The organism is Polyangium mundeleinium, from assembly GCF_028369105.1.
GTDB lineage: Bacteria > Myxococcota_A > Polyangia > Polyangiales > Polyangiaceae > Polyangium > Polyangium mundeleinium.
The window spans coordinates 8,772,380-8,792,596 of record NZ_JAQNDO010000001.1 but is presented as its reverse complement, the minus strand read 5'-3'; the positions used below and the strand labels follow the sequence as shown (position 1 = coordinate 8,792,596).

Genomic DNA, 20,217 nt, shown 5'->3' with positions numbered 1-20,217 from the left:
GGTGCCGTGCGCCGACGCGGGGCTCGATCAGAGCGCGACCAGAACGGAGAAGCCGCCCCAGAACATGCGCTTGCCGTCGAAGGGCGTGTCCTCCGGCTTGTGGTTCGCGACGCGCGGGTCCTTCATGACCTGCTCGTTGACGCGATCGCGGTGCTCGCGCGACTCGTAGACGATGTAGGAGAAGACGACCGTCTCGTCCTCCTTTAGCTGGACGGCCTGCGGGAACGACGTGACCTTGCCGGGCTGGACGTCGTCGGCCAAGCACTCGATGTACTCGAGCGCGCCGTACTCCCGCCATACCTTGCCCATCTCCTCCGCCAGCTTGCGATAAGCCTCCACGTTGGCCTTGGGGACGGGCACCACGAAACCATCGACATACTTCGCCATGACAACCTCCTCGGTTTGTCTTAGCACGGCCTTGCGACCGTCGAGGGGTTCCATGGGACCCGGCCAGGCAGGGCCGTGGGTCGGACGGGTTCGTCCAGATGAAATCACGACAGGCTCACGCTCCTGCGCCCGGTCCCCAGCCCCCGCGGGCACAGGCTTTGCGTGTGGGCCCGGCCGGGGTAGAGTGCCCTCCGTGTATACCCTCTACATCGCGAACAAGAACTACTCCTCCTGGTCGCTTCGGCCGTGGATCCTCATGCAGGAGGCCGGCATTCCCTTCGAGGAGCGGATGCTCCCGTTCGGCGACGAGGCCGCCTGGGCGCCCTTCCGCGCGCTCACGCCCGCCGGAAAAGTGCCGACGCTCGTCGACGAGGGGCGCGTGGTATGGGATTCCCTCGCCATCGTCGAATACCTGGCCGAGCGGCACCCCGGCGTCTGGCCGCGGGAGGCGGACGCCCGCGCCTTTGCGCGCTGCGCGGCCGCCGAGATGCATGCGGGGTTCACCGTGCTGCGCTCGCTTTGCAGCATGAACATCGGCATTCGGGTGCGTTTGCGCGAGACGCCGCCCGCGCTCCTGCGCGACGTGGGGCGGATCTCGGCCTTGTGGACCGAGGGGCTCACGCGGTTCGGCGGCCCCTATCTCGCAGGGGACACGTTTACAGCGGTGGACGCCTTTTTCGCGCCGGTCGTCTTCCGCGTGCAGACGTACGGGCTTGCCCTCGGGGAGGCCGCCGCGGCCTACACGACGCGGATGCTCGACCGCCCGTCGATGCGGCTTTGGTACACGCAAGGGCTCGCCGAGACGTTTCGCGACGAATCCCACGACGCCGAATGCCGCACCGTCGGGGAATGGACGGCGGATTTCCGGGCAGCGTGAATCCGCCTCAGCGGATCAGGTATCCGCCGTCGATGGCGAGCGAGGTCCCCGTCACGTACGACGACCAATCCGAGAGCAGGAACACCACGGGCCGCGCGATCTCTTCCGATTTCGCGTAACGGTTCATCGGCACGCCCGACGTGAAGGCCGCGAAGACCGCGTCGCCCTGGTTCACGTGGCTCCAGATCTCCGTCTCCACCGGCCCGGGCAGCACCGCGTTCACGCGGATCCCCTCGGCGGCGTAATCGACCGCCGCGGCTTTGGTCAACCCGACGAGCGCGTGTTTCGCCGTTGAATACGCGCCGAAGGTCTGCGCTCCGACCATGCCCAGGATGGAGGCGCAGTTGACGATGGCCCCGCCGCCGGTCTTGCGCATGGCCCGGATCTGGTGCTGGATGCACAGGAGCACGGAATCCAGGTTGATGGTCATCAGCTTGCGGTATTCGTCCACCGGCAGGTCCGCGAGCGACCCGAGCGGCCCGGGGATCCCCGCGTTGTTGAACGCGCCGTCCAGACGCTCGAAGGCCTGAAGCGTGCGCGCCACGAGCGCCTCGATGTCCGCGGGCACGGAGACGTCCGTGCGCACGAACAGCGCCTTCCCGCCCTCGCCGCGGATGCGCTCCGCGAGCGCCTCGCCCTTTTCCTCACGGCGGCCCGCGAGCACCACCTTCGCGCCCTGGCGCGAGGCCTCCAGCGCCGTCGCTTCGCCGATGCCCGACGTCGCGCCGGTGACAATGATCACTTTATCTCTGAGAAGCATGCTCGTTCCACCTTTTCCACTCCCCCGTGGCGCCGCATACTCCGCAGGGGTGTCCAGGTCAACGCAATTCCGCCCGGCCTGTGCGTGGAATGCCTGCTCTCGTCAGCGCTTGCTGAAGCTGGAAGCGGTATCGACGAAGATACATAGAATGGGAAGACGACCCCATCGTGATCTCGTACCTGTCGAAGTGGCGGGCCAGGGTCGCGCCGAAATCAGACGAGCCAGCTCGTAGACACCACCGTCCCTGGCCACCAGGGGAAGACCCTGCCGGGAGGTGGGGGAGCAGGGGGGCGACTCCTTCGCAGGACCGTTCGCCGGGTGGGGTGAGACCGTCTCCGGGAGGGGTGAGACCGTCTCCAGAGACAGATGCGAGTGTCGTCCGGGAGGGTGAGACCCTCCTGCAAGAGGGTTGGGAGCGTCCACGAGGGGGAGGAGACCCCCCTCCGGAAGGGGCGCGAAGGTCTCGGGGAGGAAGGAGAGTACCTCCAGGGAAGGACGATACCCTCCTGCAAGAGGGTCGAGCGTGTCCTCGCGGTGAAGAAGAACCCTGTCCCGGAAGGGACGAGGGGTCTCCGACGGGGGTCGGGAGGGTCTCGGAGAGGGGAGATGGCATTCGAGGGGAGGGACGAGAGCGTCCTTCGGGAAGGGCGAGAGCCTCTCGAAGAGGGATGACGCTGTTCTCGATAAGGGACGAGAGCGTTTTTTGGGGGGATGGGACTGTCGTGGGGGAGGGTCGAGGGGGCCCTCGAAGAGGATTGAGATTCCCTCGGAGGATACGCTGCTGGCCTCGGGGGCTCGCCCGGGAGCGGGAGGGGTGCGGAGGCGGCAAGCAAAATCTGATTATGTACCGCTTTTAAGGAAGGGGGCAGGACAGGACGTGCGCGCCAGCCTCGTGAGCCTTGCCAGGTGTGGAAGCCGCCGTGGCAGCGGGGGCCCATGCAGGGCTCTCGGCGCGTGGACCGCCGATGCGTAAGCGTGTGCCCTTTAGGAGATGGTTCGTCCCTCTATGCGCTTCGTTATCGCCGTATCGTCGGGCAGCTCAACGTCACGGCTCTCGTCACGGCCCATTCACCTCTATGAGGATCGGAAGGCTGTTCTGCCCGTATGGCGCCAAATCCAACAACTCTCGTACATTGTCGAAATGCTCCCACAGACGACTGATGTTCGAGGGCGGTTTTCGGAGAGTGCCCTTGATCGTCACGGGATCTTCGAAGAGAGGATCCTTCCGTTCCGTCGGCAGGGAGAGCGAGTCGAGCGACTTCGCTTCGATCCAGCCGTTGTCGACGATGATTGCATCGAGCGCGTACCACGAAGGCCATCCGAGTGATGGGTTGCGCTCGCGAACGAATCGGAACGGCCGTAGGACCCGATATCCAGCGACCCCCGCCTGTGTCTCAGGGACGAGCACAGCACCGATGCCCCAGTAGCCGCGCACGGTGGAGCAGCGGTCGATCTGCCAAGCGGGTGCGATGCGAGGCTTAGCCTTCGATATGTCGAAGCAAGCGCCTTTCGCAGGAGGCGGCCCGTGAGGTCGAGCTTGTGTCTCCGAGAGCCGCACATCCTCGGCGATGATCCATACCTTCGTTTGGCGCTCCGGGTGGGCGGCGTCCAACGCCGAGACCGACGGGGCCGGCACGGGTGACGCGACGGACGCCACAGCCGTTGGAGCTGCAGCTTCGTGAGGCGGCCCTACGGGCTGGACGCGTGCACCCGCGTCTTTCGAGCCGACGTTGATACCTTCGGCATTGGTGCCGCACGCGGCGAGAAGGATAAGCGTGGCGAGCCACCTGAGCTGCGCGCACATGACGGCCCGACGTCCTCGTACCGATCTAGAAGACACGACTCCAACCCATCGGTGGCATGAGATGTAAGTATAGCACGCCCGGCATCCGCGTGTGATCTTCAACTGTGGTCAGGCGCGCGATCCATGGTGCTCCCGATCCGTGTCGCTTGCCGGTTTACTTGGCCGGACTGTGTGACCTGATCGGGTGTTCGATACGCCCGTGGAAGGGCTCCTATTCCCGCATTTCAATGAACGCAGGCTTCGACCTCTCGGCGATCTGCGCCCCGGCGCCCGCGTTCTGGGAGTGGAAGAGCTCGAGGGGTCGAGGTCGAGGCGGGCGATCCCGCCGAGGTCGAGGGCGACGGGGACGCCGGGGCCGCGTCGAGGGCATCGAGCTCGGCGCGCGCAAGGGGTCGAGGGCCCCTCGGCGGGCCGGCCGGCCCTCGACGAAAATCTTCCCCGAGGTCGAGGCGCCCTGACCGCGCTCGACATTTTATTTTTTGCTTTCTCGGATCCCCGGACGGAGCGAGGCTTCGCCAAGGAGGCAGCTTCTAGCGTTTCTCGTGAGCGGCGACCTCGATCCGAGGCTGCGCGCGACTCTCGGCCCGCAGCCCTGTGTCGTCGCCGATGGGGTCGCGAAGGGGCCGATGATGGGCGAGCTCCTGGAGTTCGCGCATCGACAGGCCGGGGTGCGCGAGGTCTCGCGCGTGGCGTTGAGCGGCTACTCGGCCGGGTGCCAACGCGTCCGGGCGCTCTATCTGTCCGGCGTCCGCGCGAGCGCATACCTATTCGCGGACGGGACACATGCGTCCTGGCCGCCCGAGGAGTGGCAGATCGGCTGGCTTCGCGACATCGAGTCGTCACGACGGAGGGGGCTCTCTACGTGTACTCGTACGCGAGCGCGGACATCGACGCGCCGGCCCACGCGGTGCAGTTCGCGCGCGTCGTGCCCGAGCTCGCCGCGCGCCATCTCGGCCCGTGGCTCGGGAAGCACGAGCATCCCAAGCAAACTCGCTCCCTGCTTCCCCTGGCGCTCCTCGGGGCCTTCGCGGTGGCGTTGCTCGCCCCGCGACGGCCAATTTGACTGTGTAAGTTAAAAACCCAGCCGGGTCCAAGGTCGCGACGGCGGAGCCCTCGCCCGAGCTCCTCGGCGTCGTCGCAGGGCAATTCCTTACCTCACCGCCCAGGCCATAAGGAAGAAAGCTGCACATCATCTCCAGGTACTGCAACTGTCCGAGATGGGCGAGTCAGGCGCAGGAACTTCAACACCGTCGACGAGCGGAACCTCCTCGCCGCCATGATGAAGAAGTAGCAGCGTTCCCGAGCCCCCGGAGCGAACGCCGCCACCAGGGGCCTTTTGCCCGCGCGGCGGCGAAGGATCCGGCGAATCGCGGGCGTGCTGAAATACGCGATATCGCGAACAGCTATTACCCCGTCTATGCCAAGCATTCGCCGGGGAAACTGCTCCATTATCGTAACCTCGTCCGCGCGATCGACCGACGGGATGGCGCGCGTCGACTGGGGGCGCGGGCGACAGCGGCAACAAGCGCACGATCGGCGCGAGCGAAGGCCCGGCGATCCGCGACTGGCTGTTCGTGCGGCCGGGCGTCGCGGGCCTCGCGGCGAAGGGCGTGTGAAAGCGCAGCGGGCATCGCGAGATCGTTTCGGCACCGGTGGCGGAGACGCCGGAGGATTGATAGGCTGCGCGCTCGCGAAGGAGAGCGCAATGGACCGTCGGCAACTGATCTTGGGAATGGGCGGCGTGGTGGCGCTCGGCGCGTGCCGGGCGGCGGACGGCAAGCCGCGGCAATCGGCGGCGCGCGCCGATCTCTACCGGTGCGAGGGCTGCGAGGGCGTGTTCGAGCGGCAGCCGACCGCTTCGAGCGCGCGGATCGCGCCGCCGGGCGAGCCGGGCGAACCGCTGGTGCTGGCGGGAACGGTGATCGCGCTCGACGGCAGGCTTGCGGACGGCGTGACGATCTACGCGTATCACACCAATTCGGCGGGCTTTTATGCCAACGGCACGCCCGAGACCGAGTGGAGCCGCCGCCACGGCCGGCTGCGCGGCTGGGCGAAGACCGGAGCCGACGGGCGCTACCGCTTCGAGACGATCAAGCCCGCGCCCTATCCCGACCGAAGCCTGCCCGCGCATGTCCATCTGACCGTGCTCGAGCCCGGGCGGCGGCCCTACTGGATCGACGACATCGTTTTCGACGACGATGCGCTGGTCGATGCTGCCTATCGCCGGCGGATGGAGAATCGCGGGGGCGACGGGATTGTCCGGCTGGACCGCGAGGCCGACGGGCGGCTGCTGGCGGTGCGCGACATCCTGCTTGAGCGGCACCCAGCCTAGCGGCGGCGGAGCAGCGCGTCCTCGATGCTGACGAAGCAGACGCCGGCGGGAGCGGCCTGCCCAGGGCCCGCTCGCAGACGACGGATCGCGGTGGCGTTGCTCGCCCCGCGACGGCCAACTTGACGGGTCGAACGCTGATACGTTTGTACGGTAAAACGCCAGCCGGGTTTGCGTCGACGGGCCGCGTCGATTTTCTGTTACCTCTCGCTTCCCCGCGCATTGTTTGTAGGCATGGGATCGTCCAAACCCGATTTACGTCGCCGACGCGCCGAGCTCCTCGGCTTGCGGCTCGATGTCCGGCGCATCGTCCGGAGCGACAAGGCGCGCACGCGCGACGCCGCGGACGACAAGGAACAGCAGGTGATCGCCAACGCGCTCGGCGACCTCCCCAACTACGCCCCGCACCCTGACGGCATGAAGCCGTGGGTCGTGGCGATCACGCGGAGCGTGATGGGGACAGCGCGCCGGATCACTCGCCGGCACCAGCAGGTGTTCGAATCCGACGCTGGGCGCGTGGCCAAGTTCGCGACGTCGGATCCCTCGCCCGAGCGCGCGGCGCAGTTGAAGCAGGCCCTTCGCAAGGTGATGGATGCTCTCGGAGACCTGCCCCCCTCCCAAGCCGCGGTCTTGTGGATGGTGTGCGTGGAGGGTCGATCGCACGAGGAGGCCGGGGCGAAGGTCGGGATCTCCGAGGACGCGGCGAAGATGGCGCTCTCTCGCGCGCGGGAGACCTTGCGGGAGCGTCTCGGCAAGGATCTGTTCTCCGTCCCGCCTCCCCTGCTCGTGCTGCTCTTCGACTGGTTTCAGCGACTCGGCCACCTGTGGGCGATGCTCATGGCCATGGTGTTCGCGTCGCTCGCGCTCGCGCCGCGCGAGCCTGACGGCGAGCTTCACGCCGTGGCCACGGGTGCGGCTCACGTCGTGGCAGCGTCCGCCGCGGACGTCGCGCACGCGGCGGCGGAAGCTGCGGAGCCGGCGCCGTCGTTCGAGCACGCGGATTCACCGGTGCCCGTCGTGGAGCTGCCCACGCCGACGAAGCAGACGCACGCGCCACGACGTCCCCTGGTCGACAGCGACAAGCAAGGCTGTTCGAAGGCAGGTTTGTCCAAGGGCGGTTGGGGTTCGTCCGGGGACACGTCCTTCTAGCTTTCGCGGCTGCATGTATGCTATGGATCCAGAACCATGCGCTCCGTGATCGTGGTCTCGACGCTGCTTCTCGTGTCGCCCTCAGCATGGGCGCAGCGTCTTCCGAGCCCTGACGTCGAGGAGGATCGCGAGGCCGAGGTCGAACTCCGGTTCAAGGCGTTGGCGCAGCTCGGCGATCACGAGCGCGCCGCGGGGCGGTTACGTGAAGCCGCGAGGGCCTACCGACAGGCGCTGAACGTTCGGCACGATTCCCTTGTCGCAGGGCGTCTAGGGATGGTGCTGGTCGAGGGCGGTAGACCCGAGGACGCGCCGGAGCTCCTGCTCGACGCGATTCATCGGGCCCCTGCCGCCACGCCCGCGGAGCGGGCAGAGCGCAAGCGCTTCTTCGAGGCCCATGAGGTGGCGCGCGCTCATGGCTCGTGGGTCGAGGTGATGGTTTCTCACGCTGGCGCGCGTGTGACGGTGGACGGCATCGATCGGAACGACGCGGGGCGGTCGGCCTTCTGGACGTTCGTGGCCGGGGGAGAGCACGAGATCCGCGCGACCCTCGACGGCTTCGAAGAGGCGGTCGTGAAGTTCACGGCCGTGAAGGGGAAGGACATGAAGGTTCCCGTCCCCCTGACGGCGCGCAAGGTGGAGCAGGGCCCGGGGGTCTATGTGCCCGAGAAGGACCCGACCGCGACTTTGTCCGCTGTGGTCTCCGGACCGGGTTTCACGAAGCAGGAGGACCCGTTCGCGTACGACGATCAGCCGAAGGATCCGACGAAGCCCGACGAGAAAAAGGGCTTGCGCGGCTTCATTGGCGGGGGACCGGTCGTCGTGTTTGGCGTCGCGTCTTGGATGCCTGCCGTTGGGGCGACACTTGCGGGAGGAGTGCAGCCCAACGATTATGTGTCGCTCCGATTGGAGGCTCGTGCGGCATGGCTGACCACGGGCGTGGCGGACCGCCCAATCAGTGCGATGACAGCGGGCGGCATCGCGAGTGTGTGCGGGCACTACAAGTGGATCTTCGGCTGCGCCCTCGGGCATTTGGGCGTAATCACCGTCGACTTCGCAGTACAGAGCTTCAAACCGGCCAATTTTTCGGCAATCAAGCCCGGTGCGGGCGCGCGCGTCGGCGCGAACGTTCGAGTCACGCAGTCATTTGCGCTCCACGCGGAAGCTGACGTTCTCGGTCTGTCGAGCGGCGTTCAGGTGGCCGTTGGATCGACGGTCGTCTCCGATCAGCCGCCGGTCATGATTGGTGTGCAGTTTGGTGGAGGTTGGGAATTTTGAAGATGCAAAAGCTTTTTATCTGCTCGGTCGCTTTCGGCCTCGGCGTGATCGCTGTCTCTTGCACGGCGCCGCCATCCTTCTTTCCTGGGGAGTGCGATCCTGACGCGGTTTTTCCCGCACCTGAGTGCATTCCGGACGGGGGCGCGGATGCTGGCGATGCAGAAGCCGGTCCCACCGAACCCGACGCGGGGCAATCCGCGTGCCCCGGCCGGTGCGTCCCTGTACCCAGCGGAAACGCCGGCTACTGGTCGGAGGTCGCGGTCTCGCTCCTCGTATACCCTACCAATGCAATGGCAGAACCTCCAGAGTGTCCAGAGGGTGCCTTGGCTGAGAAGTGGCGCCTCTTCGCGGAGCTCGACGCCCCTGCCGCCGCGTGCGAGCCTTGCGCGTGCGGCCCCTCGACCGGCGCGTGCAAAGCACTGCCGGAGAAGTTCGAGATCCGCGCGGGGGCGTGCGGGGAAAGCGGGGCTGCCAGCCTCCCTTTTGATGCTCCGGCCGGTTGGGATGGCTCCTGCACGAGCGACAACGCCCTTCCGGCCGGTGCCCAGTGCGGCGGGGAGCCGTGTGCCCAGTCCGTGTGGGTTTCGCCGCTCCCCGGACCGACAAACGAGGAGGGGTGCAGCCCCAAGAGCGAGACGCCTGCTTTCACCAAGACGAGGGAGTGGAAGCTCGCGGGCCTCGCTTGCATGAACAACACGGATGATGACGCCTGCGCCCCGAATGATGCTGGCACGCGGTACTGCGTGAGTGATCCCGGGCCCGGCTTTCTCCAGTGTGTCGTTCGTGAAGGCACCGACGCGCCCTGCCCGGACAACTACAACTGGGCCCGGTACGAGATGTACCCCGAGGATGCCGTCATCGACGAGCGCGCCTGCGAGGAGTGCGAATGCGGGCCGCCAGAGGGGAGCGCATGCACGGCATCGGTACACCTCTATGAGGGGCCGGTCTGCTCCTCTCAATCGGAGCAGTTCGGCATGGTGTCTCCCCATGACCAGTGTCAAAACATAGGTCCCCCGGGGCATGCACTCGCCGGCAAGGCGATCACGGACCTCGACTACGTGCCCGGCACGTGCGCCGCTACCGGCGGAGCGCCGAAGGGCGAGGCCAAAAAGGACACGACGAGAGCCGTCACCTTCTGCTGCCTCTACCCGTTTTACCTCATCAACTGATACCCGCCTCTCGGGTACGACACTCTCGCACAAAACGACAGCGGTCGCGTTACCTCGTGCCCGCTCGCGCATTGTTTGTCTCCTGAAGGGGCGAGCATCTCGCTCCCTTTCGACACAAGCGACCCGCAGAAGGGGGCGAGGAGAGAGCAACATGAGCACGAAAACCACGAGCAGCACCAAGAAGACCGACGAATCTGCGGAGTTGGCCACGGCGTTTGCGCTCGCCAGCGATGGCATTCTATATTTCGCATTCGAGAACGCTCCGCCGCCGGGCCGTTCGGTGTTCGTGGGTTATGCGCTGCGTGCCGACGAGGCCCATAAGTTTGGGGTCGGGGGCTTGCTCCTCTGGGCGATCGTGCATCCGCTCGCGCTCGGGAGCGATGGGTGCATTTACGTCCGAGAGGGGCTCATCGACGCCGAGGGGCGAGACGTCTTCCGGGGCTTCGCCGCGACTCCCGAGGAAGCAACCCGCGCGGCCGAGGAACTACACCGCATCGCGTCCAATGTCGTCGTCGAAGTCTTCGCGCGCAAGCGTGCCGCAGCATAGCCTGGTGCGAATCACGCCGGCTGTTTTTGCCGCAGGGCAGGCATGGGCGACCCTCCTCAGCGCGGCGTCCGCAGCGGCCCCGGCGACGCGCTGAACCGCCAGGATGGGTGAACGCGAAGCCCTCCGAATCCCGGGAGGGTACGAGATCAGCCGAGATCAGGGGACGTGGCACCCGGGTTCTGCAGAATGCCGGTCACCGGTGGTTGCCGCTTGCTCGCCGAAGCGCGGAGCGGGCCCCTGCGGAAGGAAGGCTACACAATGTTCAAGCACGCTCTGGTTGGGCTGATGATCGCTTCCGCGTCCCTCGCGGGCTGTGCCGTGGGGGGCGAGGAGGTCGAGGAGGCCGAGCTCGCGCTCGAAGACCACGAGGACAGCGACGGGCGCGAGGGCGGCGGCGACCAGCTCGCGCTCGAGGGCGCCGGAGAGGCGCCGGACCCGTTGGACCGTGGGCGCGCCTGCACCCAGGCGGAGTGGAACGTCGCCGAGCACCACGCGTGGGTGAACCACGGCGCGCCTGGTCACGTCTCCACGATCACGACCGTCACGAGCTGCACCGTCAGCAACGGCTGGATCGTCTACACCTACACGTACCCCTGATCGGTACGCCGGCACCGAACGCGGGAGGGCGTCGTCGCGAGCGCGACCCCTCCCCCCGCGTCGCGCAATCCGACTCGTAAAGTCTCGGCGTTGCGCTAAAAAAGGTCGCGGATGCTCCCCGCGTCACTTCCGCTGACCTTGCGCGCGCCGAACCCGCCCGCGCTCTTCCTGGGTCGAGAGAAGGAGCGCGAACAGCTCCGCGTCGCGTTCGCGAGGGGTCCCGTCACGCTCGTGAGCGGCGAGCACGGCGTCGGCAAGACCGCGACGGTCTTGCAGGTCTTGCGCGAGAGCTTCTCCGAGGTGCCGGTCGTCTTCGCGTCCTTCGGCGGGTTGCCGGACGGTGTCGCGCCGGATCGCGAGCTCGTGCGCATCGTCGCCGCCGCTGCGAGCGTCACCCAGATCGCGTGGGCCTCGGTACTTCGCGTGCGCGAGAGCCTCCCCGAGGTGCTCCTCGACATGGCCGAGCGCGCGCGGCTCTGGCTCGTGCTCGACGGGGTCACCGCCGATCCGCTGCTTCGCGATCTCATGAGCGTCGTCTCCCGCTACGCGCGCGAGTCGCGGTGGATCGTGACCGGTGAAGGCTTCTGCGAGAGCCGCTTCGTCCCCGGACAGAGCCTGCGCCTCGGGCCGATGCCCGACGACCAGCTCGAGACGTTGGCGCACGGGAGCGCTGCGAGGTCGCTCGATCTCGGCAGGGCCGTGGAGGCCTCCCGCGGCAACCCCGGCGCGCTCCTACGCGCCATCGCGTCGGGCGCCGAGCCGGATGTCGCGATCGTCGACCCGATGCTCTCGGCGATGCGCGCCCTGGCCGATCGCAACGCCGCGACGGTGCTCGCGTGGCTCGACGAGCACGCAGAGGAAGCGCTGCGCGACGGCTATGCGCGCAACCTGTACGCGGTTCTGTCGCTCCGGCGCCACGAGCCGGAGCTAGGCCGGTGGTGGATGCGCTGCTCCGCGGAAGTGGGCGATCTGGCGGCGCTGCCGCACGGCGCCGCGCAGCACGCCTCGCTGAAGGACGCTCTGGTGCTCCTCGAGGCGTTCTTCTCGGGGGGCGATCTCGACCGCTCGCTCCGCGACGCGGAGGCGCTCGTCGCCCGCGCCGAAGCCGAGGGCGCCCCTCGGATCGCCGGCGAGGCGAAGACGATCGCCGTCCAGTGCCTGGTGATGAAGGGTGAGCTCGCGCGCGCTCTCGCCCTGGTCGAGTCGATCGCGACGGAGGACGACGAGCTCGCCTGCTTGCGCGACGGTAGCGCCTCGACCGTCCTGGCGCTGATGCATCGTCGCGACGAGGCGCATGCACGCCTCGAGAGGGTCCGTGCCGGAGCCGTACGCCTTCCATTCCGCGCGCAGAACCCGATCCTCTTCCGCGCCGCCGACACCCTCTACCAACTCGGCCTGCTCGAGGAGGCGCACGACGTCCTGTCCCAGCTGATGTCCGGCGATCGCGCTCGCTCGCTGTCGTTCCACCACCTCGGGCCGATCCTCCTGCTGCAGCTGCGAATCGCGATCGACCGAGGTGCCCTGCGCGACGTGGCGGCCCTGGAAGAGCGGCTCGCTCCGTTCGCGCGGGAAGGGACGCTCCAACACCCTTTCGCGGGATCCAGCCGGGTGTTCGCGCGCGTGTGGGCGGGCTCCTTCGACGGGATCGGCGAGGAAGTGAGCGATTCGCTCCAGGCTGCGCGCGAGGGAGACCTGCTCGAGGCCCAATCGTCGGCGGCGATGGCTGCGATCGAGGTCGCGCTGGCGCGCGGCACGGACTTGGGCGTCACCCTGCGCGATCCCCTCGTGCTGTCGTTGCGAAACGGGGCGCCCGCGAGCCCGCTGCTCGAAGAGACCCTGCGGCGCGCGCGCCTCCGCCTCGGCGAGCACGTCCCCTCCCCGCCTCCCGCGGTGCGGAGCATCGAGCACGAGATCGTGGCGCGCCTCGCCGATGCCGAGGCGCACGTGCTGAGGGGCGCCTGGCACGAAGCGACCACGGCCAGTCGCGCGGCGGTCCAGCACGCCTCGCGCTGGGGCTACGCCTCACGCGAAGCGCACGCGCGCTCGACGCTGACCTTCCTCCTGCTCGCCCAGGGCCGCCGCGAGGAGGCCGCGCAACAGGTAGGAAGGCTCCGCGAGTCGGCAGAGCGCATGGGGAGCGCGCGTTTCGTCCGCGAAGCCGAGCTGCTCGCGTACCTTTCGCAGCCCGCCGCCTCGATGCTGCAGCTCGTGGCTTGGGCACGCGACGAAGCCCCCGCCCCGATCGTCGCGCGCTGCGCACGACGCCTGCTCGGGGCGCCCGCAGGTCCCGACGCCGTCGAGCGCGCACTGTTCGACGCGATCGTCGGCCACCTCGGCAAGGTCGCGCACCTCGCGCCGGGATCCCTCCCGAGCTGGGGCATCGCCGACGTCGATCGATCGGTCGTCCTCGACGACGGATCGCGCATCTCGTTCGAGTCCAAACCGCTGCTCTGGCGCCTCCTCGAGGTCCTCTGGGATCACGGCGGCGAGGCCAGCAAGGAGGAACTCGTTCGTGAGGGCTGGGCGCAGCCCGACTATCACCCGCTGCGCGACGACAACCGGCTGCACGTCACCATCCGCAAGCTGCGGGGTCTGCTGATGGATGGCCAGCCCCCCGCTCGCATCCTCACGCGCGACGAGGGCTACGCCCTGGGAGGCACCCCCGTCCGCGTCCGCTAGGTGCGGCAGATCAGTCGAGATCAGTGGCTCGGCGCGGGGGGGCGCTCGCAGAGGGCGAGGCGCTCGCGGAAGGCGGGGCGCCCGCAGAAGGCGCGGCGCTCGCGGAAGGCGCGGCGCTCGCAGAAGCTGCGGGCTGGGGGGCGTCGTCGAGGGCGGGCGCGCCGGTCGGGAACGTCTCGCCGAGGGCTTCGCGCACGGAGAGCGCGAGGCCGCAGCTGCGCGCCTACCGCGCCGTGGCTGCCGCAATGGCAGGATCGGTCGTCCGCGCACCACCCAGGAGCCCGGCATCCGGAGTGCGCCGAACGCGAAGAAGGAGCTTCTCGTCCGAGAGGCGCCAGAGACCCTGAGGCTCGCAGCTCGGGCCGGAGGTATAGCCACGTGGCCGCTTCAGCGATAGCGCTTGAGGGAACCACGTTGGCAGCCGTGAGGCCGACGGGGTCTGCGCCGGTGCCGTGGGGACCACTACAGTCGTCGCGCCGAGGCGGGTGCAGGGGGTCGCAGCTTCGTCGAGGGAAAGGCCCCCTCGGGAAGAGGGGACCTTCCAGGTGATCGGAACCTAACGCTTTTTCCGTGCCGTGGGGGCGGTGCTCATGGCGCCGAGGAGCTTGCTGGCGGCGCTGTGCGCGTCGCGAGCTGCGGCAGTTGCTTCGTCGTCATCGGGCACCAGCAGGAAGAGCTTGCTCACCGCGTCGTGCGCGATGCGCGCGGCATCGATGTCGCCCGCGGCTGCGGATGTGATTTCCGCCCGAACCAGCACCGCGAGGAGCGTCGTTCGAGGGGCGGCGCCGGGGGATGCCCCAAAGGGCGGCCAGGGGGTCGGAAGTGGCACCAGGTCGCGCGAAGGGGAGTGATCCGGCGTCTGCGAGCGGAAGCGGGAGCGGGAGCGGGAGCGGCAAGCGGAATTTGTTTGTGTACCGTTTTTTTAGGAAGGGGGGCAGGTGGTGCGCCTGATGGAGTGTGGACCTTGCAGGTGTGGCGGCCATCATGACGGCGGGCAGGTCCGCTTCGCCGACGCGCTGCCGAAGACCCGGAGCGGCAAGATCATGCGGCGACTCCTGAAGGACGTGGCCGCGGGGCCACCGCCTGCCTCGTTCCTTCTGACGCGTCAAACGACGCGTCAGCGCCCGCGGCGCGTCAGCGTAGCGCCCCCGCATTTTCGCGGTGAAGCCTGCGCCGGTCATGGGCGCTACCCCCGCGCGTCTACCGATCCGTAAAGCTCGCGTGAAGACGCGCGCCGCCTCGTCTGGCACGGACTCTGCTTTGAGGGACACGACATCGGCCGCGCCATCATCGCGCGCAATCGACTAGGAGAAACCCTCATGTTTTCCTCTTCCATCCGCACGACCTCCCTGCTCACGGCGATCTTCGGGATTCTTTTGGGCGCTTCCGGCTGCCTCGCGACCGACGGGGAGATGGAAGTAGGGCTCGAGAACGAGAGCGCGCAGGGCGACGAGGGCGGCGATAGCCCCATGGAGGAGATCGGCACAGCGACGCAGGCGCTCACGTCGCTCTCGTTTTCGACGTTTTTCGGCGACGCAGGCCTCGACTTCGCGTCCGCGCCTCGGGTCGATGGCGCAGGGAACATGTATGTGGCGCGCACGTACCTGTCCGCCACGACCGGGCACGATATGGCCATTTACAAATTCAGCCCCACGGGCGCGCTCCTCTGGGCCGTGACGATCGGCGGATCGAGCTCCGACACGGTCTCGGCCATGACGGTCGACAGCGCGGGGTACGTGTACGTGGTCGGCTCCTCGGTATCGTACAGCAATAACTCCCATAGCAAGGTGCTCGTCGCCAAGCTCAATCCGTCGGGGACCGCTCTTTCCTACTACGGCGTGTTTGGCGGGACAGGCGGCGAAACACCGTCTGGCATCGCGGTCGACGGCGCGGGCAATGCCTACATCACGGGCACGACGTTGTCGACAGACTTCCCCACGACGACAGGAGCGTACCAGCGCACGCACCGAGGAGGACGCGACGGCTTCGTGGCGAAGCTCAACGCTTCGGGCAGCACCCTCCTGTATTCGACGTATATCGGCGGTAGCCAGGAAGACGAACCCTTGGATATCGCCGTCGACGCGTATGGATACGCCTACATCGCGGGTCGAACCACGTTGATGGGCACGTCGTACGAGTATCCCACGACGCCGGGCGCCTTCCAGCAGAACGTCGGCGTCACCGGCCAATTCGGCTTCGTAACGGAGCTCAATCCTTCCGGGACGGGGCTTTACTATTCCACGCTCCTCGGGGGCAACTGGAACACTCAAATCAGAGGGATCGCCGTCAATTCCTCGTACAACGCGTACGTCGTGGGAGATACAGGGGCGAGCAATTTCCCGACGACCTCCGGGGCCTTCCGCCAGACCAAGAGCGGGACAAGCGATGCATTCGTGACGAAGCTCAACGCCGCGGGCAGCGGCCTCGTCTACTCCACCTTCATCGGGGGCAACGGGTCCGAGGGGGGCAACGATATCGCCCTCACCAGCACCGGGGAAGCCTATATCACCGGGACTACCTCTTCGACGAATTTTCCGACGAGCGCGAGCGCCCTTTATCCTTCGGGCCGCGGAGGGCTCGATGGGTTCGTCGCAAAGCTGTCCGCCTCGGGCTCGACGCTGAATTACTCCACGTACCTCGGGGCGTCCGACTCGGATTACGGCGAGGGCATCGCGTTCGACAGCAGCGGGAATATCTACGTGACTGGCAGCACGACCTCAAAAAACTTCCCCATTGTCGCGGCCATACAACCCACCTATGGCGGCGACCCGTATGACGGGTTCCTCGTAAAGATGAGCGGTCTCTAAAGGCAAGGAGGGACCGGCGGCCGCGGCCGACGTGCACCCAAAAGCGACAGCAGTCGCAGCAGACGCGCGAGATCTCCTGCTCAATCAGCGTGACGAAAACATCGGGGGCATCTCGCCCGTCGCGCGTGGATCGGTCTTGAGGTAGACGATCTCCGGCTCGCCGCCGTCCTCGCACGAGATCTTATCGGCGGGGAGCTCGGGCGCGCCATTGAAGGTGGAGTCATAGACATTGATACGCGCGCCGGTGCATGTCTTCATCCACACGAGAGCGCCGGTGCCGTTGTTGACCGAAGACTTTACGAGGTAATGCGGCCCGATGTTCCAGAAGCGGAGCGTGCGATGGCCGTTGCCCTCGGTGCGCAAGCAGACGAACTGCGCCCGCTTCGATTTGATGTCAGCAGCGGTGTCAGCGTTCCGTGCTTGCCGTGGGGCTCCTCGGGCTTGTCGTAGCCCTCTTCCTTGCCCCGTCCTCAAGGACATGACTGCTGCACCGCCGTGTCCCCATGCCACCAACTCCCAACCCGACGCCCCACGCCTAGTCAACGGAAATACGATTATTCTTGAGCAGCCTCCCGTGATGATCGGCGCACATGTTGCCGGCTGCCTCCCCGAGAAGCCCTCGGTCGTCGAGGTTGCGCGCTGCCATGCGACCGGGAAGGTAGCGCAGGATACCGGAGTTCGCTGCTGCTGAAGCCCGTGTAGTAGATGTTACGTTGCACATGTACCCCCCCTGGGAAGCCCGACCATCTTGTGCGATGCTCCGTTCCGATACCGAAACACTGGCAACAAAGGGTCTAGATGTGGGCAAGTCTCAGTTTGTGAAGGGTGACTTTGTCCGAGGCCGAGGACGAAACACCGTATTTGTGGTCTCGGACGTCATCCCTGATCCGGACGGGAAGACATATCAATTGGTGTGCCACTTGGCATACGCCCGGCGACCAGGGGAAGAGTTGGACGATCTCCCGGGAATCAAGCACGAGACTTATGCAGATAAAGTTGCAATAAAGGAGATCCCACACATTGAGAAACGGAGGGCCGAGGATGAAGCTCGTCTTCGTGAAGCCGAGGATCGAGCTCGTCGTGAAGCCGAGGATCGAGCTCGTCGTGAAGCCGAGGATCGAGCTCGTCGTGAAGCCGAGGATGAAGCTCGACGTGAAGCCGAGGAAGAGCGGGCGAAAAGTTAGGTGACGATACCTTCACCGGGCGTGGCGGAGGATCTCCGCCATCGGGCTGCGCCGAGCTGCCAGCACCATCCGGGATGGCCTTGCGGAGGCGCCCCACGTGCCATCCCGTTCCATGTGGCAAGGCGCATCTGGCACGTCGACCGTAGCGGATACCGTTCTGGCATCGCTTTCCACGAGGCACCCGTTCGCTGGATCCATCGGCCATCGGATGGCATTGCGGTTCGTTGGGTCACCGCCGTTTCATGGTTCGGAGAAGCTTGGCGACGGCCGTGTGCGCAGCCCGCGCGGCCTCCGTGCCGACATCGGTGTCCGCGATCATCGTCAGGAGCCGGTCGGCAGCGTCATGCGCCACCATTGCGGCGTCGATGTCGCCTGTCGCCGCCGCCGTGATCTCCCCTTGCACGAGCACGGCCAGAAGGGTCTTGCGTGGGTCTGCTCCAGGGATGCCCCAAAGGGCGGCCATGGGGTCTGAAGTGGCACCACCGTGTGCCAACGGGGCCGATCCGCTGTCAGCACGACGCGGATCCAGCGGGTTACGCCGAGTCAGGGGTGCCGGAACCCGGAGCGGGAGCGGATGCGGGAGCGGCAATGGCGCCGGAGGCGGAAGCCCTACGAATCGGAAGGCCCGACGGGCGCCGCGGTGCTCGATTCAGCGTCCTTCTCCTCGCAACAACGCTTGTACTTCTTGCCGCTTCCGCACGGGCATGGGCCTTTGCGGGCGGTGCCCACGGGGGGTGCCTGCCTTCTGGCAGGGGCCACGTGATCCCGCATCGCGCGCAGCACGCCGAGCGTGAGCTCCGTTCGGAAGGGTACGTGGACCGCCGCGATCGCGGCGCGCGGCAGGTAGAGCGCCTCCGGCGCGGCGCGGGCGGCCCACGGGGTCAGCATGAAGAGCCACGTCAATGCGCTCGAAAGGCCCTGCGACCCGCGCAGATAACACTGGAAGGTATTCGACGCGACCGCGCAGGCGAGATCCTCCGGGACGTCCTCCGGCCGCTCGTACCGGAGGGGGCCCGCGGGCCTCGATTGCATGAGGGCCACCCATAGGTTCGCGCCGAGCCTCCGCACACACGCTTGCCGCTCTTCGGGCGAATCCCGATCCATCTCCGCGATCCGGCGGGCGAGCTTGCGTATCGCGCCCGTGAATTCGCCGTGGGGCGTGCCCCTCCATCGCACGGGGATGTCCACGCCGAGCGTCTTCTCCGCCTCGGCGCGGAGCCGCGCGTGGCGCATTCCGAGCGCGAGGATCCCGAGCGCGCCGTCGATGTTCTGAAGCTCGCTCTCCGCTTCCTGGTAAAACCGTTTGTACTTGCCGAGCAAGGGTTTGCCGACCCGGGCGGCGGCCCAAGCGCCACGGAGCGCGAAGGGCAAGAATCCTTGCCGCGTGGTGGGCCAGGAGAACGTGCCGCCCTCGCCGAACATGTCGAGAAGGCCCGGGGGAAACGTCTCGCTGCCCTCGAGGGTCGCGAGCACGGCGAAATGGCTCATGGCCCAAAGGGTCCGCCAGTACGCGCCGAGCGCGTCGTCGTAGATGGGCTTCGGCTTGTCGGTCTTGCGGAGCAGCGGCAGGAGAATCTTGCGGGCATCGTCGAGTTCGACCGCGGCGTGAACAAAGAGGTGCAAGAACTCGAAGCCGTAGAGCGGCTGGAGCGCCGAGATCGCCACGAACTCCTCACGCGAGAGCTCGTCGGCGGCCTCGTAGATCCGCCGGAGCAGCGCTTGGACCCCTTTCCCTCCGGCGAGCGCCTTCGCGGCCTCCATGCGCTCGCGCAGCTCCCCGACCTTGGCGGCGATTGCGTCGATCTGCCCGCGTGTGACCACGGGCAGGTTCGAGACCTTCATGCCCGCGCCGAGGCAGGTGACGAACCTCCCGTCGCGCGTGACGATGAGGAAAGGCCCCTCCTCGGGGTGAGCGAGCGAGAGCGCGATACGCTCGGCGCCCTCGGGCACGCGAGCCCGGTCGAAGATGTACCGGAGCAGGCCCTCGTCCCGGTAAAGGGAGAGCGCGAGCTCGACGTGCGGGAGCGAGACGCGATCGAGCCGGGAGAGGAAGTGGTGCGCGTGCCCCATCGAAGCGATGGAAGAGCAAGCGCATCCCCGGTGCAACGAAGAAATGCAAGCAGCCCCGCACGGCACGAATCAAACGACCCCGGGCGGCGCGTGGGCCGCGTCGACGCCGGCCGACGGCGCGCGCGGCATTCGGTTCGCATGGGATGGCGCGCGTCATCCGGCGGCACGTACGTGCCCGGAAGGAGGAACGAATTCATGACGAGGCTGGAACGATGGCCGCTGCTCGCGTCGCTCGCGTTCGCTTGGGTCGCCCTGCCGGCCGCAGTCGACGCGCAAGGGGAGCAGCCGAACAAGATGACGCCGTCACCCCTGGATACGGGCGGCAAGTCGCTCGAGGACTTCCTCGACCAAGGCAAGGAATGGGAGGTCTCGCTGAGCTCCGCCTCGCCCGCAGCGCGCGACACCATCCTGAGGTGGGCGCAGGGCGGCAAGCTCGACAAGGTGGAGATGTATACCCTGCCCGGTGGCCAGGTCTTCTTCGAGGCTCACATCACGAAGGGAGGGCAAGAGCTCGAGGTGCTCGTGACGTCCGATGGGCAGACGGTCGCCGCGGGCCGCGACATCGCCGATTGACGTGGAGACC

The 20,217-nt window shown here is 67.3% G+C and carries 19 protein-coding genes; 12 read left to right on the top strand and 7 right to left on the bottom strand.

The window, feature by feature from the left end; all coding sequences use genetic code 11:
- Positions 1-27: 27 nt before the first annotated feature.
- A complete protein-coding gene (locus POL67_RS34775) occupies positions 28-387 on the bottom strand; it encodes a DUF1428 domain-containing protein (RefSeq protein WP_271924922.1) in 360 nt (119 codons plus the stop codon).
- 193 nt (positions 388-580) lie between these two features.
- On the opposite strand from POL67_RS34775, the gene POL67_RS34770 reads away from it, so the two are divergent.
- Positions 581-1,264 carry a glutathione S-transferase N-terminal domain-containing protein gene (locus POL67_RS34770; RefSeq protein WP_271924921.1) on the top strand — a complete coding sequence of 228 codons (684 nt, stop codon included), beginning with the start codon at positions 581-583 and terminating at the stop codon, positions 1,262-1,264.
- A gap of 7 nt (positions 1,265-1,271) precedes the next feature.
- On the opposite strand, the gene POL67_RS34765 is transcribed toward POL67_RS34770, so the two are convergent.
- On the bottom strand, positions 1,272-2,024 hold the full coding sequence (locus POL67_RS34765) for an SDR family NAD(P)-dependent oxidoreductase (protein WP_271924920.1): 753 nt from the start codon (positions 2,022-2,024) through the stop codon (positions 1,272-1,274).
- A 1,057-nt stretch (positions 2,025-3,081) separates the two neighbouring features.
- Positions 3,082-3,828, bottom strand: a complete 747-nt coding sequence (locus tag POL67_RS34760) for an SURF1 family cytochrome oxidase biogenesis protein (RefSeq protein WP_271924919.1) — start codon at positions 3,826-3,828, stop codon at positions 3,082-3,084.
- An 862-nt stretch (positions 3,829-4,690) separates the two neighbouring features.
- On the opposite strand from POL67_RS34760, the gene POL67_RS34755 reads away from it, so the two are divergent.
- The 8 genes from POL67_RS34755 (at position 4,691) to POL67_RS34720 (ending at position 13,573) form a co-directional block, all read left to right on the top strand.
- Positions 4,691-4,891 carry a hypothetical protein gene (locus POL67_RS34755; RefSeq protein ID WP_271924918.1) on the top strand — a complete coding sequence of 67 codons (201 nt, stop codon included), beginning with the start codon at positions 4,691-4,693 and terminating at the stop codon, positions 4,889-4,891.
- A gap of 642 nt (positions 4,892-5,533) precedes the next feature.
- Positions 5,534-6,160 (top strand): dioxygenase family protein, encoded by a 627-nt coding sequence (locus POL67_RS34750; protein ID WP_271924917.1) that lies wholly within the window; start codon positions 5,534-5,536, stop codon positions 6,158-6,160.
- Positions 6,161-6,391: 231 nt separating this feature from the next.
- Positions 6,392-7,306 (top strand): RNA polymerase sigma factor, encoded by a 915-nt coding sequence (locus tag POL67_RS34745; RefSeq protein ID WP_271924916.1) that lies wholly within the window; start codon positions 6,392-6,394, stop codon positions 7,304-7,306.
- Between the two features lie 36 nt (positions 7,307-7,342).
- Positions 7,343-8,581: a tetratricopeptide repeat protein gene (locus POL67_RS34740; RefSeq protein WP_271924915.1), complete on the top strand. Its 1,239-nt coding sequence runs from the start codon at positions 7,343-7,345 to the stop codon at positions 8,579-8,581.
- A 323-nt stretch (positions 8,582-8,904) separates the two neighbouring features.
- On the top strand, positions 8,905-9,750 hold the full coding sequence (locus POL67_RS34735; RefSeq protein WP_271924914.1) for a hypothetical protein: 846 nt from the start codon (positions 8,905-8,907) through the stop codon (positions 9,748-9,750).
- Positions 9,751-9,901: 151 nt separating this feature from the next.
- Positions 9,902-10,297 (top strand): hypothetical protein, encoded by a 396-nt coding sequence (locus POL67_RS34730; protein ID WP_271924913.1) that lies wholly within the window; start codon positions 9,902-9,904, stop codon positions 10,295-10,297.
- Positions 10,298-10,555: 258 nt separating this feature from the next.
- Positions 10,556-10,894, top strand: coding sequence for a hypothetical protein (locus tag POL67_RS34725; protein WP_271924912.1), 339 nt, complete (start codon positions 10,556-10,558; stop codon positions 10,892-10,894).
- Positions 10,895-11,005: 111 nt separating this feature from the next.
- On the top strand, positions 11,006-13,573 hold the full coding sequence (locus POL67_RS34720; RefSeq protein WP_271924911.1) for an AAA family ATPase: 2,568 nt from the start codon (positions 11,006-11,008) through the stop codon (positions 13,571-13,573).
- A 556-nt stretch (positions 13,574-14,129) separates the two neighbouring features.
- On the opposite strand, the gene POL67_RS34715 is transcribed toward POL67_RS34720, so the two are convergent.
- Positions 14,130-14,330 (bottom strand): hypothetical protein, encoded by a 201-nt coding sequence (locus POL67_RS34715; protein WP_271924910.1) that lies wholly within the window; start codon positions 14,328-14,330, stop codon positions 14,130-14,132.
- A gap of 562 nt (positions 14,331-14,892) precedes the next feature.
- Between POL67_RS34715 and POL67_RS34710 the strand changes: the two genes are divergently transcribed.
- Complete coding sequence (locus POL67_RS34710; protein WP_271924909.1) at positions 14,893-16,380, top strand: SBBP repeat-containing protein; 1,488 nt, start codon at positions 14,893-14,895, stop codon at positions 16,378-16,380.
- 84 nt (positions 16,381-16,464) lie between these two features.
- On the opposite strand, the gene POL67_RS34705 is transcribed toward POL67_RS34710, so the two are convergent.
- Positions 16,465-16,743 carry a hypothetical protein gene (locus POL67_RS34705; RefSeq protein WP_271924908.1) on the bottom strand — a complete coding sequence of 93 codons (279 nt, stop codon included), beginning with the start codon at positions 16,741-16,743 and terminating at the stop codon, positions 16,465-16,467.
- A gap of 678 nt (positions 16,744-17,421) precedes the next feature.
- Here POL67_RS34705 and POL67_RS34700 point away from each other — a divergent pair.
- Positions 17,422-17,568, top strand: coding sequence for a hypothetical protein (locus POL67_RS34700; protein ID WP_271924907.1), 147 nt, complete (start codon positions 17,422-17,424; stop codon positions 17,566-17,568).
- A gap of 225 nt (positions 17,569-17,793) precedes the next feature.
- Here POL67_RS34700 and POL67_RS34695 read toward each other — a convergent pair whose 3' ends face one another.
- On the bottom strand, positions 17,794-18,027 hold the full coding sequence (locus POL67_RS34695; RefSeq protein WP_271924906.1) for a hypothetical protein: 234 nt from the start codon (positions 18,025-18,027) through the stop codon (positions 17,794-17,796).
- 146 nt (positions 18,028-18,173) lie between these two features.
- On the bottom strand, positions 18,174-19,634 hold the full coding sequence (locus tag POL67_RS34690; RefSeq protein WP_271924905.1) for a YecA family protein: 1,461 nt from the start codon (positions 19,632-19,634) through the stop codon (positions 18,174-18,176).
- Between the two features lie 195 nt (positions 19,635-19,829).
- Between POL67_RS34690 and POL67_RS34685 the strand changes: the two genes are divergently transcribed.
- Positions 19,830-20,207: a hypothetical protein gene (locus POL67_RS34685; protein WP_271924904.1), complete on the top strand. Its 378-nt coding sequence runs from the start codon at positions 19,830-19,832 to the stop codon at positions 20,205-20,207.
- The last annotated feature ends 10 nt before the right edge of the window (positions 20,208-20,217 follow it).

What these genes read in the sequence shown, in the direction of transcription:
- POL67_RS34685 (WP_271924904.1), top strand. Translation starts at nt 19,830, where the DNA reads ATGACGAGGCTGGAACGATGGCCGCTGCTCGCGTCGCTCGCGTTCGCT.
- POL67_RS34725 (WP_271924912.1), top strand. Translation starts at nt 10,556, where the DNA reads ATGTTCAAGCACGCTCTGGTTGGGCTGATGATCGCTTCCGCGTCCCTC.
- POL67_RS34740 (WP_271924915.1), top strand. Translation starts at nt 7,343, where the DNA reads ATGCGCTCCGTGATCGTGGTCTCGACGCTGCTTCTCGTGTCGCCCTCA.
- POL67_RS34750 (WP_271924917.1), top strand. Translation starts at nt 5,534, where the DNA reads ATGGACCGTCGGCAACTGATCTTGGGAATGGGCGGCGTGGTGGCGCTC.
- POL67_RS34690 (WP_271924905.1), bottom strand. Translation starts at nt 19,634, where the DNA reads ATGGGGCACGCGCACCACTTCCTCTCCCGGCTCGATCGCGTCTCGCTC.
- POL67_RS34745 (WP_271924916.1), top strand. Translation starts at nt 6,392, where the DNA reads ATGGGATCGTCCAAACCCGATTTACGTCGCCGACGCGCCGAGCTCCTC.
- POL67_RS34710 (WP_271924909.1), top strand. Translation starts at nt 14,893, where the DNA reads ATGTTTTCCTCTTCCATCCGCACGACCTCCCTGCTCACGGCGATCTTC.
- POL67_RS34760 (WP_271924919.1), bottom strand. Translation starts at nt 3,828, where the DNA reads ATGTGCGCGCAGCTCAGGTGGCTCGCCACGCTTATCCTTCTCGCCGCG.
- POL67_RS34775 (WP_271924922.1), bottom strand. Translation starts at nt 387, where the DNA reads ATGGCGAAGTATGTCGATGGTTTCGTGGTGCCCGTCCCCAAGGCCAAC.
- POL67_RS34765 (WP_271924920.1), bottom strand. Translation starts at nt 2,024, where the DNA reads ATGCTTCTCAGAGATAAAGTGATCATTGTCACCGGCGCGACGTCGGGC.
- POL67_RS34695 (WP_271924906.1), bottom strand. Translation starts at nt 18,027, where the DNA reads ATGGCCGCCCTTTGGGGCATCCCTGGAGCAGACCCACGCAAGACCCTT.
- POL67_RS34730 (WP_271924913.1), top strand. Translation starts at nt 9,902, where the DNA reads ATGAGCACGAAAACCACGAGCAGCACCAAGAAGACCGACGAATCTGCG.
- POL67_RS34700 (WP_271924907.1), top strand. Translation starts at nt 17,422, where the DNA reads ATGAAGCTCGTCTTCGTGAAGCCGAGGATCGAGCTCGTCGTGAAGCCG.
- POL67_RS34720 (WP_271924911.1), top strand. Translation starts at nt 11,006, where the DNA reads ATGCTCCCCGCGTCACTTCCGCTGACCTTGCGCGCGCCGAACCCGCCC.